The following is a 12,590-nucleotide window of genomic DNA, read 5'->3' as shown; positions in this document are numbered from 1 at the left end:
CTACGCGGTCCGCAGGAAGCGCTCCAGACCGGCCAGGTCGTCCGAGTTGAGATGGTCCACACCGGCCCGCAGCAGCGCCGCCCAGACCGCCTCGCGCGCCGGCCCGGGGGCGTCCGGCGTGGCCCAGAAGCGCAGCCGGCGCCGCTCGGCGTGCGCCGCGGCCACCAACCGCCGCAGCAGTTCGCGCTCATGAGCGGGCATCGGCCCCACGCCCTGCCAGCCGAAGGTGTCCGTCCAGGACGCGGACACCAGCGGGGCGAAGGACGCCGGGACGGTGGTGCCGAGGTCCTCGGGCCGCCCGTCGTAGAAGGCGTGGCGCACCCGTTCGGCTTCCATGGGCGCCCGCGCGGCACGGTCCCCGGAGATCACCGCGGTGACCGGGCCGCGCCGCACCCGGCCGTCCCGGCACACGCTCAGCAGATCGCGATAGCGGTACAGCACCCGGGCCAACGCCCGGTAGGTGGGATCGCCCGCGGTCTTGATGTCGATCAGCAGCTGGAGCGAGAGGGCGGAGCCGCGGTAGACCGTGCCGCCCTGGGCGCGGATCCGTCGGCGCAGCGGGTCGAGGTAGAGCGACCGGAGGGTGCGGGCCGGATCGAGGTCGCCCTCCTCGTGCCCGACCAGCAGCCGGCCGTCGACCAGCCAGATGTCCGCCTCCACGCTGCCGAAACCGTGGTCCAGGGCGTCGAGGAGCGGCCGCGGATGCGCGTAGTCGTTGTGGGCGTGGGCGCGCGGCAGCGGCACCGTGGCGGCGGGGCGTACGGCGGGACCGCGGGAGGTGGTGTCACGGGCGGCGGCGGGTCCGGTCAGACCCGTCAGCAGGGCGGCGCCCAGCGACACGACGGCCGTTCTGCGGGTGTACGGATTCATGACATCTCCAGGTCATAGTGAGCGGTCCATAGTGGGGCGTGCCGCGTGCACGTGGCGCGGTGAACGTCTCCGGTACCCGGTGCAGTTGACGTGACGTCAGGGGCAATCGTGAAGCAGCGATTCGGTCGGGTTCGCGCGGTACTGACGGTGCTGGTGGTGTGGGGCGTGCTGGCCGGCGGCGGGATGGCGGGCGGGGCCCCGGCCACCGCCGCGGTCACCACCCTGCGCCGCTCCGATGCCCTGGCGGTGGCGCCCGGTGTGGCGTACGGCGAATTCCGGATGACGCTGCCGCGCGGGGTGGTGCACGGGCATCTGCTGACGGTGGATCTGGGCGATCCGCGGGTGTCGGTGGACCTGCTGTACCCGGGGGTGGTCGGTGCCCGGGCGCCGGTGTCCCGGCTGGCCGCGGCGCGGGGTGCGGTGGCGGCCGTCAACGGCGACTTCTTCCACATCACCGAGACCCAGCATCCGGGCGTGGAGGCCACCGGCGCCCCGGACGGCCCGGCCGTGGTCTCCGGCCGGCAGCTGAAGGCGGCGGTGCCCGACGGGCAGCGCTTCGGGCCCGTACTGCCGCCCGGCGCCACCACCGAGGACGTCCTCGGCGTGGGCTACGACCGCCGGGCGCGGCTGGACCGGCTCGCCCTGCACGGTGTGGTGCTGACCCCCGAGGGCACGCTGCCGCTGCGCGGGCTCAACCAGTACGCGCTGCCGGTGGACGGCATCGGCGCGTACACCGCGCAGTGGGGCCCCGCGTCCCGGGAGCGGGCGGTCTGCGGGACGGACACCGAGCGGGCGGCGCCGTGCAGCACGGACACCGCGGAGGTCACGGTCCGGTACGGCCGGGTGACGGCGGTCGAGGACGAGCCGGGCGCCGGTGGGGTGGCTGCGGGGAGCGTGGTGCTGGTGGGCCGGGAGGAGGGCGCGCGGCAGTTGCGCAAGCTGCACCTGGGCGAGCCGGTGCGGGTGGGCTACCGGCTGTCCGGCGAGGGGCCGGTGCCGTTGCGGTTCGCGGTCGGCGGCTTCCCCATCGTCCGGGACGCGCGGCCGGTGGCCGGGCTGGACACCGTCGCGGTGGCGGTGCGGACCGCCGCGGGGATCGCGCCCGGCGGGCGGGTGCTGCAGCTGATGGCGCTGGACGGCGCGCGCGGTCAGACGGGCCTGACGGTCAGTGAACTCGCGGTGCTGATGGCCGAGTTGGGGTCGGAAGAGGCGATGAACCTGGACGGCGGCGGGTCCTCGACGCTGGTCACCGACGATGGCACCGGCGACGGGGTGGTGGTGCGCAACCATCCGTCGGGCGGGGCGGAGCGCCCGGTGGCGAACGGCGTGGGAATCTTCTCCTTCGGCTGAGCGGCGGGCGGGGCGGGCGGACGCGGGCGCCGCGCCCCGCGCCGGGTCCGCCACCGGTCACGCCTCCCGGGCGGTCATGTCCTCCGGGCGGGTGCCGGCCCCGCGGTGCGCATCCGGCCGACGGCGTACACACAGCCGGCCAGCGCCAGGTCGGAGAGCAGCATGAAGCCGATCGAGTAGCTGCCCTTGGCGCTGTGGACGGCGCCCATGACCAGCGGCGGGAGGAAGCCGCCGAGACCGCCGGTGGCGCCGACGATGCCGGTGACGCTGCCGACCCTGGCCTGCGGCGTCACCCGGGAGACCAGCGCCAGGACCGAGCCGCTGGCCGCGCCGAGGCCGGCCGCCATGACGAGGAAGTCGACGGTGCCGAGCGGGGCGAGCGGCGGGTCGAAGGCCTGGACGACGGCGAGCACGGCGACCGTGCCGAGCGCCCAGGCGGTGACGACGGCCGGGTGCACCCGGTCCGAGCACCAGCCGCCGACCGGCCGGAAGGCCACCGTGACCAGCGCGAAGCCGGCCGCCTTGGTGCCCGCGTCGGCGGCGTCGAGGTGGTACCAGGTCCCCAGGTACGTCGGGAGGTAGACGCTGAACGCGACGATGCCGCCGAAGCCGATCGCGTACAGCGCGGCCAGCTCCCAGGTGACGCGCAGCCGGCCGGCCCGGCCCAGCCGGGTGGCGAGCGAGGCCTCGGGCAGCGGCCGGGCCGGATGGTCGCTGATCATCAGGGCGCCGACGACGGCGAAGAGGGCGAGCGCCGCGGCGACGACGAGGTAGGGCAGGTTCTCGTCGTAGTCGTGGATGCGGGGGGTCAGATAGCCGGAGAGGGCGATGCCGCCCATGCCCATGCCGAAGATCCCCAGGGCGAGGCCGCGCTTGCGGGGCGGGAACCAGGCGTTGACGAGGGGGATGCCGATGGCGAAGGCGGTGCCGCCCAGGCCGAGCAGGAAGCCGGTGCCGAGCAGCGCGGCGTAGGAGTGCTTGGCGGGGATCAGCAGCAGCACCGGCACGATGGTCAGCGTCGAGACCAGCGGGAACATCACCCGGGCGCCATAGCGGTCGGTGAGCGCACCGACCGGGACCTGCCCCAGGGAGCCGACCAGCACCGGCACCGCCACCAGGGCCGACACCTGGAGGTCGGTCAGGTCGAGGCTGCTCTTGAAGGCGTTGCCGAGCGGGGAGATGAGGTTCCACGCCCAGAAGGTGGCAGTGAAACCGAGGGTGGCGACCGCGAGGTTCCGGTAGGCCGCCAGGGTCACGGGCGCACGCTGCTCACCACGTCGGCGGCGCCGGCCAGCCCCTGGTGGATGTCGGGGGCCAGGCTGCTGCTGGCGAGGTAGAAGCCGAGCAGGGCGCACACGAGGGCGTGCGAGAACTTGAGCTTTCCGCTGCGCAGGAAGATCACGGTCAGGACCAGCAGCAGCAGCACGACCGAGATGGAAATAGCCATGGGACGCACACCTCCTCAACCGCCGCCCGAACGGGCGGCAATGGGTGGCCAGTTTGGCGTATTTCGGGGTATGTCCGGTTCGAGGCCCGATGCTCCATTCGGGTGTTCACTACGGGTCACCGGCCGGGAAGGACGCCCGGCGATCGTGACGTGGATCACTTCACTCCCCGCAACGGAGTCGCGGCCCCGGCCGTCTTAGCGGCCGACATCACCACCCTCCCTGACCCCAGACGGACCCCCATGCCCCTTCGCCCCTCCCGCCGCCGCAGGCCGTGGCGCGCCGCCCTCGCCCCGGCCGGGGTCGCCGGCGCGGGCACGCCCACCGGGGCCGGGGACGCCGCGGCGCAGGGCCCAGGAGTCACCGACCGCGGCGACGGCGGCCCGGCCCGACGGACCGGTGGCCGAGCCGAACGGGGCGGACCCCGGCGGCGGCCGTTACGGCGCGGAGGACGATGCCCCGGACTTCCCGACCGGACGGACATGCACCGACTCGGCTCCGGCGCGGGATTGTGGCAGGGTCCGGGTGGGTGAACCCGCTACAGTCACCGCATCCTCCGTACGAGGGAAAGACGATACGACCATCGGGATCGGAGACCGGTATGCCGAGCCCCTTCCCGGTGGGCGGGAATCCGCGCCCTCGCGTCGAGCAGCTGACCCCTTTCAGAGCCTAGTGTGACGGAATGAGCACCGTGCAGGACCAGGATCAACTCACGGGGTGGCGGCGCTTCCGGCGCCGCGTCCCGAACGGCTTCGCCATCATCTTCAGCGTGCTGGGGCTCTTCTGCGCCCTGACCGCGCTGATCGGGCCCCTCCGGCGCGGACTCCATCCGGTGATCTACTGGCTGGACACGCTCACGATCCCGGTGGCGCCGAACTTCGCCTACGCGGCGTTCCTCTTCCTCCTGGGCGCGGCGATGACCGCGCGCAAACGCGTCGCACTGTGGTTCGTCGTCGCCTACATGGTGCTGGTCACCCTCGCCGACGCGCTGTTCCTGGCCGCGGGTTACTGGGAGTTCGCCATCTCGCTGGTGCTGTGCGCCGGCGCACTGGTGCTGCTGCTCGTCTCGCACCGCGAGTTCTACGCCATCACCCGGCGCGGTGCGTTCCTGCGCGCCATCGGGGTGCTGATCGGCGGGCTCGCGGTGGCGGTGCTGCTCGGCTGGGGGCTGGTGACGCTGGCGCCCGGCACGCTGGAGGCCGGCGGCGGCAACCGCCTGCTGTGGGCGGCGAACCGGGTCTGCGGCGGGCTGGTCGGCGGCCGGCTGGTCGAGGGCCATCCGCCGCACTGGACCAGCACCGTGCTGGGGCTGCTGGGCGCGCTGGCCCTGCTCAACGCCGCGGCCGCGCTGTTCCGTTCGCAACGCATGGAGGCCGCGCTGCACGGTGACGAGGAGGCCCGGATCCGGGCGCTGCTGGACCGTTACGGCAGCCAGGACTCGCTCGGCTACTTCGCCACCCGCCGCGACAAGGCCGTCGTCTTCTCCCCCAGCGGCAAGGCCGCCGTCACCTACCGGGTGGAGGCCGGCGTCTGCCTGGCCAGCGGTGACCCGGTCGGCGACCGGGAGGCGTGGACGCAGGCGATCGAGGCCTGGCTGGAGGTCGCCGGACGGTACGGCTGGCAGCCGGCCGTGATGGGCGCGAGCGAGAGCGGCGCCAAGGCGTTCGCCCGCAGCGGGCTGGGCGCGCTGCAGCTCGGCGACGAGGCGATCCTGCACGTGAAGGACTTCGACCTGGACGGCCGGGAGATGCGGGTGACCCGCCAGGCCGTCAACCGCGTCGAGCGGACCGGCGCGACCTTCCGGGTGCGCCGGCACTCCGCACTGACCGACGAGGAGATGCAGGAGGTCATCCACCGGGCGGACGCCTGGCGGGACACCGAGACCGAGCGCGGCTTCTCGATGGCGCTGGACCGGCTCGGCGACCCGGAGGACGGGGACTGCCTGCTGGCCGAGGCGTTCGACGGCGACGGCAACATGATCGCGCTGCTGTCCTTCGTCCCCTGGGGCCCGGACGGCATCTCGCTGGACGTGATGCGCCGCGACCGCACCGCGCCCAACGGCGTCATGGAATTCATGGTGGCCCGGCTGTGCGCCCAGGCCGGGTCGTTCGGGGTGCGCCGGATCTCGCTGAACTTCGCGGTGTTCCGTTCCGCCTTCGAGGAGGGCGCGCGGATCGGCGCCGGCCCGGTGCTGAAGTTCTGGCGCCGGCTGCTGCTGTTCTTCTCCAAGTGGTGGCAGCTGGAGGCGCTCTACCGCTCCAACGCCAAGTACAACCCCGAGTGGTACCCGCGGTTCCTGTGCTACGCGGACACCGGTGCGCTGGCCCGGATCGGTCTGGCCTCCGGTATCGCCGAGGGCTTCGTGGCCGTACCGAGCCTGGGCAAGCTGTGGGGCAAGGGCCACAAGAAGCGGATGCTGGCCCCGGCGAGCACCGCCGGCCTGCCGTCGCTGGACGAGCTCGGTCTGGTCCAGGCGCCGCCGGCCACCGAGGAGGAGCTGCACGAGCGGGAGCTGGCCGCGCTGCCCGAGCAGGTGCGGGTGCGCCACCGCAAGCTGGAGCGGCTGCGCGCGGACGGCACCGACCCGTACCCGGTGGGCGTCACGCGCACGCACACCCTGGGCGAGGTCCGTACCGAGCACCCGGACCCGGCGGCCGGGACCCGGACCGGCAAGTCGGTCCGGATCGCCGGCCGGGTGCTGCGCACCCGTGACCACGGCGGTGTGCTCTTCGCCGAGCTGCGCGACTGGTCCGGCGATCTGCAGATCGCGCTGACCCGGGACGGCACCGGCAAGGAACTGCTGGACCGCTTCGGGTCGGACATCGACCTCGGCGACCACATCGAGGCCGAGGGCGAGATCGGCGCCAGCGACCGCGGTGAGCTGACCGTGTTCGTCACGCAGTGGCGGCTGACCGCCAAGTGCCTGCGGCCGCTGCCGGACAAGCGGCGCGGACTGTCCGACCCGGAGGCCAAGGTCCGCCAGCGCTATGTGGACCTGGTCGTCTCGCCGGACGCCCGGGAGACCGTACGGGCCCGGAGCACGGCCGTGCAGGCGCTGCGCCAGGGGCTGATCGACCGCGGCTACCTGGAGGTCGAGACCCCGATGCTCCAGCAGATCCACGGCGGCGCCAACGCCCGCCCGTTCCACACCCACATCAACGCCTACGACCTCGACCTGTACCTGCGCATCGCACCGGAGCTGTACCTCAAGCGGCTGTGCGTGGGCGGTATGGAGAAGGTCTTCGAGATGGGGCGGACGTTCCGCAACGAGGGCATCTCCTACAAGCACAACCCCGAGTTCACGATGCTGGAGGCGTACCAGGCGTTCGCCGACTACGACGTGATGCTCGACCTGACCCGGGAGCTGATCCAGGGCGCCGCGATCGCCGCGTTCGGCAGCGCCACCGCCCGCAAGGCGGACGCCGACGGCAAGCTCGTCGAGCACGACATCTCGGGGATCTGGCCGGTCAAGACCGTCTACGGCGCGATCTCCGAGGCGCTCGGCGAGGAGGTCGACGCGGACACCGAGGCGGACCGGCTGCGCCGGCTGTGCGCTGCCGCGGCGGTGCCGGTGAAGCCGGAGATGGGCCGCGGGGACATCGTGCTGGAGATGTACGAGCGCCTGGTGGAGGAGAAGACCCAGCTCCCCACGTTCTACAAGGACTTCCCCACCGACGTCTCGCCGCTGACCCGGCAGCACCGCAAGGACCCGCGGCTCGCCGAGCGCTGGGACCTGGTCGCGTTCGGCACCGAACTGGGCACCGCCTACTCGGAGTTGACCGACCCGGTCGAGCAGCGGCGGCGGCTGACCGCGCAGTCGCTGCTGGCGGCCGGCGGTGACCCGGAGGCGATGGAGCTGGACGAGGACTTCCTCCAGGCCCTGGAGTACGCGATGCCGCCGACCGGTGGTCTGGGCATCGGCGTGGACCGGCTGGTGATGTTCCTGACCGGGCTGTCGATCCGTGAGACGCTGCCGTTCCCGCTGGTCCGGCGGCGCTGAGCCGGATCCGGCGCGGGAAGCGCAAGAAGGCCACCACCCTCGGGGTGGTGGCCTTCTCGCACACCGCGGGGCGGGCTCAACTCGCCTGGAAAACCTCGGGGTTGGCGCAGTGCAGTAGTGGTTCGCCGCGCAGGTGGCGGCCGACCTCCTCGGCGACGATCCGGGCCGCCTTGTGCGCGACCTCCTGGCTGCCGCCCGCGATGTGCGGGGTGAGCACCACACCGGGGGCGGTCAGCAGCCGGGAGCCGGCCGGCAGCGGCTCCTCGGGGAAGACGTCGAACGCGGCGCCGGCCAGCTGCCCGGCGTCCAGGGCGTCACACACCGCGTCGTAGTCGAGGAGCGCGCCGCGGGCGCAGTTGACCAGGATCGCGCCGCGGCGCATCGCGGCGATCTGCTGACGGCCGATCATCCCGCGGGTCTCGTCGGTGACCCGGGCGTGCAGGGAGACGATGCGGGAGCGGTCGAGCAGTTCGTCGAGGGTGACCTGTTCGGCGATGCCGGCCAGCGCCTCGGGGCGGACGTACGGGTCGTGGACCAGCACGTGGGCGCCCATCGCGGCGAGGACCTTGGCGACCCGGCTGCCGATGGCGCCGTAGCCGACCAGGCCGACGGTGGCGCCGTCGATCTCGATGCCGCACCGGTCGTAGTCGTAGTAGTCGCCGCGCCACACGCCCCGGCGCAGATCGGTGTGGGTGTCGCCGACGCCGCGGGCGGCGGCCAGCAGCAGGGTGAGGGTGTGCTCGGCGGTGGCGGTGGCGTTGCGGCCGGGGGCGTGGCAGACCGGGACGCGGTGCCGGGTGGCGGCCGCGAGGTTGACGTTGACCGGGCCGCCGCGGCTGGTGCAGAACAGCTTGAGGTCGGGGCAGTGGGCGAGGATCCGCTCGGTGAGCGGGCCGTGCTCGGTGACGCAGATCTCGACGCCGCGCAGCGCCTCGATCATCTCGTCCTCGGTGCCGGAGGCCTCGATGACCTCGCCGACCGGGCCGAAGGGGGTGTGCGGCCAGTCGTAGCGGAGTTCGCGGATGTCCAGCGGGGTGTCCCCGGCGGCCGCGCGCACGGCCTCGGCGAACAGGCCCGGGCGGATGAAGTGGTTGCCGGCGGCGAGGACGGTGGTGCTCATGGGTCTTCTTCTCCTGGGGCGGGGTGCGTGCCGGGCGGGATGCGTGCCGGGCGAATGTGCGTACGGCGGGTGGTCAGTGGAGGGCGGGGGCCTGGGCGAGCGCCGGGGCGTTGAGGCTCAGCAGCGCGGTGCGGCCGTGGCCGTGGCGGATCTCGGTGAGGGCGCCGTTGTGGAGCCGGGGGAAGACCCGGCGGTAGTCGGCGAGCGGGATGCCCAGCAGGTGGCACAGGAGGATCCGCAGCAGCGTGGAGTGGGCGACGACCAGGATGCGGCCGTCGGGGTGGGTCCGGGCGAGGTCGGCCAGACAGTCGGCGGCGCGTTCGGCGGCCTGCCGCGGGTGTTCGCCGTCGGGCAGGTGGTGGGCGACCGGGTCGGCGAGGAAGGCGGCGACCCGGTCGGGGAAGCGGGTGCGCATCTCGTCGCGGGTCAGGCCCTCGCCCTGGCCGAAGTCGAGCTCGGAGAGCCGTTCGTCGAGGTGCGGGGTGAGCCCGCAGGCCGCGGCGGCGGGGGCGGCGGTCAGCCGGGCGCGGGAGAGCGGGGAGCTCCAGATGCCGGTCAGGTGGGCGGCGGCGGCCCAGGTGGCGAGGGTGGCGGCCTGTTCGCGGCCGAGGTCGGTGAGCGGCACGTCGGTGCGGCCGGCGTAGCGGTTCTCCGCGTGCCAGACGGTTTCACCGTGGCGTACGAGGATGAAGTGGGTCACGGTGCGGCCCTCCTGCGGGCGTGGTCGGCCACGGTCTGGCCGAGCCAGCCACGGCGGGTGAGTGCGTCGACGAAGCGGAGGTAGACGGGGAGGTGGCGGGCGGTGCGGGCGGGGTCCGGGCGGAGCTCGCGGTCGATCCGGACCATCGCGGCGGCCGCGTCCGCCAGGCGGATGCCGTCGGCGGTGGCGGCGAGGACGGCCATCCCGACGGCGCCCTCGGCCTGCTGCGGCAGCCGTACGGGGCGGCCGAGGACGTCGGCGCGCAGTTGGCACCAGTAGGCGTTGCGGGCGCCGCCGCCGGTGAGGGTGAGCGGCCCGTCGACCGGTGCGCCGAGGTGGTCGAGGTAGTCGAAGCAGAGCCGTTCGAGGCAGGCCACGCCGAGCAGGTGGGCGTGGAACTCCTCGGCGCGGGTGGCGGGTTCGCCGAGGACGAAGGGCCGGGCGTCCGGTGCGCGGAAGGGGAAGCGTTCACCGCCGGTGGAGACCAGGGGGTAGGCGACCGCGTCCGCGGTGTCCGGGTCCAGGGCGGCGGCCTGTGCGGTGAGGGCGTCGAGGTCCTCGCCGGGGAAGTGCCGGGTGAGGACGCCGGCGCCGCTGCTGGAGGCGCCGCCCGGCAGCCAGGTGTCGTCCGGGCCGCGGTGGCAGTAGACGACGCCGGCCGGGTCACGGACGAGGTGCGGGCTGGTGCCCTTGAGGACGAGGGTGGTGCCCAGGACGGAGTTCCAGGCGCCCGGGGCCAGCGCCCCGGCGCCGATCTGTGCGGCGCAGCCGTCGGTCATCCCGGCGACGAGCGGGGTGCCTTCGGGGATGCCGGTGGCCGCGGCGGCCCGGGCGCAGACCGTGCCGAGCACCGTGCCGGGGCGCACGACCTGCGGCAACAGCCCGGTGGGGACGCCGAGTTGCTGCATCACTTGGTCCGGCCAGCGTTCCTCGACGAGATGGTAGCCGGTCTTGAGGGCGTGGCTGGCGTCGCTGGCGACCTGGTGGCCGGCCAGCCGCCAGGTGATCAGGTCGACCTGGTGCAGCAGCCGGGCGCCGGGCGGCAGGGCGGGGCCGTGCTCCAGCAGGGCGACGAGTTTGGGCAGCGCCCAGGAGGGCTGCATGCTGCGGTAGCCGAGTTCCTGCCAGACCGCGGCGCCGGCGGTGTTGACGGCGGTGGCCTGCGCGGCGGCGCGGCCGTCGTCGTACATCAGGGCCGGGGTGAGCGGCCGGCCGTGGGCGTCGGCGAGCAGGAGGGTGCCTGAGGTGCCGTCGATCGCCAGGCCGCGGATCCGGCGCGGGTCGAGGCGGGTGAGTGCCTCCCGGCAGGCCGCGGCGAGCGCCTGCCACCATTCCTCGGGGTCCTGTTCGTGCCGGTTGCCGTCGCGCCGGCTGGTCAGCGGGCGGGCGGCGGTGGCGAGGACCCGTCCGGTGCCGTCGACCGCGGCGCAGCGGGCGCTCTGGGTACCGAGGTCGAGGCCGAGCCACACGCCGTCGGGGTGGGGGGCGGTGGCCGGGGCGGGGTGGTGCGGGTCAGACAAGGGTGCCTCCGGGGGCGGCTCCGGTCGTGCCGGCGGGACGGGCGGGGGCCTCGGTCGGGCGGCCGGGGGCCTCGGCGGGGCGGGTGGTGCTGCCGTGCCAGGCCGCGGTGCCGCGCCAGCCGGCGTCGCGGGCCAGCTCGCGCCAGCGCAGGAAGTCCTCGTACAGCGCGGCGTAGAACTCCGCGCGTTCCGGTTCGGGTTCCCAACTCCGTTGCATCCGGACGTACTTGGCGGCGGCGCTGTGCATGCTGGTCTCGGCGCCGGTGCGGACCAGGCCGGTGAGGAAGGCGCCCTTGGCGCCGAGTTCGGTGTCACCGGAGCGGGCGGTGGGCACCCCGGTGGCGTCGGCGATCAGGGCGCACCAGGCGTCGCTGTTGGCGCCGCCGCCGCACAGCCGCAGTTCGCTGATGTCCGTGCGGGCGGCGGCGAGCGAGTCCCGCAGGACCAGCGAGAGCCCGTCGAAGACCGCGCGGGCCAGGTCGGCGGGAGTGTGTTCCAGGGACAGGCCCCAGAACGAGCCACGGGCGGCCGGGTCGAGGAACGGGGCGCGCTCGCCCGCCGGGGACAGGTAGGGCAGGAACATCAGCCCGCGCGCCCCCGGCTGCGACTCGAAGGCGAGCTGGGCCAGTTCCGGCGGGCCCGGCAGGTGGAGCAGCCGGGCCGCCCAGCCGAGGACCTCGGCGCCGTTGAGGGTGGGGAAGGCGCGCAGCACCCGCTCCCGGCCGCGGTAGGCGATGTGGATGCCGGACGGCTCCCCGGTGGTGTCGATGCCGGTGGTGACGATCTCGGTGCACAGGGTGGTGCCGAGGATGCTGCAGGCCTGGCCGGGGTTGACCACCCCGACCCCGCGGGCGGTGGCGGCGATGTCGTACGGCGCCATCACCACCGGCAGGCCGGCCGGCAGCCCGAGTTCGTCGGCGGCCGTGGTGGTGAGCTCGGCGATCCGCCGGTCCTCGGCCAGCACGGTGGGCAGCAGCCGTTCGTACGCGCCGAGGCCGAACAGGTCGATGATCCGCGGGTCGTAGGTGCCGGTGGCGTGGTCGAGGAAGGGGGCGGAGGCGTCGGACTCGTCGCTGGCGCGGACGCCGGTGAAGCGGAGGAAGAGCCAGCCGGCGGCGGTGAGCGAGGTGGCCGAGCGGGCGAGGCGGTCCGGGTCGTGGGCGGCGAGCCAGCTGAAGATCGCGTTGGGCATGCCCGCGCAGGTCAGCGAGCCGTTGCGGCGGAAGGCGGCCTCCAGGACGCCGTCCCGCTGCCAGGCGGTGAGCTGGTCGCCGGCCCGGCCGTCGGACCACAGGATGGCGGAGCCGGTGGGGCGGCCGCGGTCGTCGACGAGCCAGGCGCCGTCGCCCTGTGCGGTGAAGGACACCAGCCACACCGGGTCGGCCAGGCCGTCCAGCACGATGCGGACGGTGTCGACGACCGCGCTCCAGACGGCGTCCATGTCCTGTTCGGCCCAGCCGGGGTGCGGGCGCAGGACCTCGGTGGCCCGGCGGGCGACGGCGATCTCGGTGCCCTGGTCGTCGAAGACCACGGACTTGATCACCGTGGTCCCGACGTCGATGGTCAGTACGGACATCAGTGCGTC

At 74.1% G+C, this 12,590-nt stretch carries 9 protein-coding genes; 2 read left to right on the top strand and 7 right to left on the bottom strand.

The genetic code is table 11. From position 1 onward, the window contains the following. Positions 1 to 870 (bottom strand): phosphatidylinositol-specific phospholipase C/glycerophosphodiester phosphodiesterase family protein, encoded by an 870-nt coding sequence (locus tag ACFV1J_RS15960; protein WP_385858342.1) that lies wholly within the window; start codon positions 868 to 870, stop codon positions 1 to 3. A 108-nt stretch (positions 871 to 978) separates the two neighbouring features. On the opposite strand from ACFV1J_RS15960, the gene ACFV1J_RS15955 reads away from it, so the two are divergent. Further along, complete coding sequence (locus ACFV1J_RS15955) at positions 979 to 2,220, top strand: phosphodiester glycosidase family protein (RefSeq protein WP_385858340.1); 1,242 nt, start codon at positions 979 to 981, stop codon at positions 2,218 to 2,220. 74 nt (positions 2,221 to 2,294) lie between these two features. Here the strand turns inward: ACFV1J_RS15955 and ACFV1J_RS15950 are convergent, their stop codons facing one another. Then, positions 2,295 to 3,476, bottom strand: a complete 1,182-nt coding sequence (locus ACFV1J_RS15950) for a nitrate/nitrite transporter (protein ID WP_385858337.1) — start codon at positions 3,474 to 3,476, stop codon at positions 2,295 to 2,297. Further along, entirely contained in the window at positions 3,473 to 3,667 is a 195-nt protein-coding gene (locus ACFV1J_RS15945) for a hypothetical protein (protein ID WP_385858335.1), read from the bottom strand. The genes ACFV1J_RS15950 and ACFV1J_RS15945 overlap by 4 nt, the downstream gene beginning before the upstream one ends. 680 nt (positions 3,668 to 4,347) lie before the next feature. Here ACFV1J_RS15945 and lysX point away from each other — a divergent pair. Further along, positions 4,348 to 7,665, top strand: coding sequence for a bifunctional lysylphosphatidylglycerol synthetase/lysine--tRNA ligase LysX (gene lysX / locus ACFV1J_RS15940; protein ID WP_385858332.1), 3,318 nt, complete (start codon positions 4,348 to 4,350; stop codon positions 7,663 to 7,665). A gap of 76 nt (positions 7,666 to 7,741) precedes the next feature. Here lysX and ACFV1J_RS15935 read toward each other — a convergent pair whose 3' ends face one another. From ACFV1J_RS15935 to ACFV1J_RS15920, 4 genes are all read right to left on the bottom strand, one after another. Beyond that, a complete protein-coding gene (locus ACFV1J_RS15935) occupies positions 7,742 to 8,785 on the bottom strand; it encodes a 2-hydroxyacid dehydrogenase (protein WP_385858330.1) in 1,044 nt (347 codons plus the stop codon). A gap of 73 nt (positions 8,786 to 8,858) precedes the next feature. Next, the gene (locus ACFV1J_RS15930) at positions 8,859 to 9,485 is read right to left on the bottom strand and encodes a histidine phosphatase family protein (RefSeq protein ID WP_385858329.1); all 627 of its coding nucleotides are present in this window, start codon (positions 9,483 to 9,485) and stop codon (positions 8,859 to 8,861) included. Beyond that, positions 9,482 to 11,005: an FGGY-family carbohydrate kinase gene (locus ACFV1J_RS15925; protein ID WP_385858327.1), complete on the bottom strand. Its 1,524-nt coding sequence runs from the start codon at positions 11,003 to 11,005 to the stop codon at positions 9,482 to 9,484. Before ACFV1J_RS15925 ends, ACFV1J_RS15930 begins: the two co-directional genes overlap by 4 nt. Then, a complete protein-coding gene (locus ACFV1J_RS15920) occupies positions 10,998 to 12,581 on the bottom strand; it encodes an FGGY family carbohydrate kinase (RefSeq protein ID WP_385858325.1) in 1,584 nt (527 codons plus the stop codon). Before ACFV1J_RS15920 ends, ACFV1J_RS15925 begins: the two co-directional genes overlap by 8 nt. Positions 12,582 to 12,590 lie beyond the last annotated feature (9 nt).

Source organism: Streptomyces sp. NPDC059649 (genome assembly GCF_042734445.1).
Taxonomy (GTDB): domain Bacteria; phylum Actinomycetota; class Actinomycetes; order Streptomycetales; family Streptomycetaceae; genus Streptomyces.
This window is presented reverse-complemented; position numbering and strand designations above follow the sequence as displayed.

Excerpts from the sequence above, each read along its gene's own strand:
- ACFV1J_RS15960 (WP_385858342.1), bottom strand. The coding sequence starts at position 870 with ATGAATCCGTACACCCGCAGAACGGCCGTCGTGTCGCTGGGCGCCGCC.
- ACFV1J_RS15945 (WP_385858335.1), bottom strand. The coding sequence starts at position 3,667 with ATGGCTATTTCCATCTCGGTCGTGCTGCTGCTGCTGGTCCTGACCGTG.
- lysX (WP_385858332.1), top strand. The coding sequence starts at position 4,348 with ATGAGCACCGTGCAGGACCAGGATCAACTCACGGGGTGGCGGCGCTTC.
- ACFV1J_RS15935 (WP_385858330.1), bottom strand. The coding sequence starts at position 8,785 with ATGAGCACCACCGTCCTCGCCGCCGGCAACCACTTCATCCGCCCGGGC.
- ACFV1J_RS15920 (WP_385858325.1), bottom strand. The coding sequence starts at position 12,581 with ATGTCCGTACTGACCATCGACGTCGGGACCACGGTGATCAAGTCCGTG.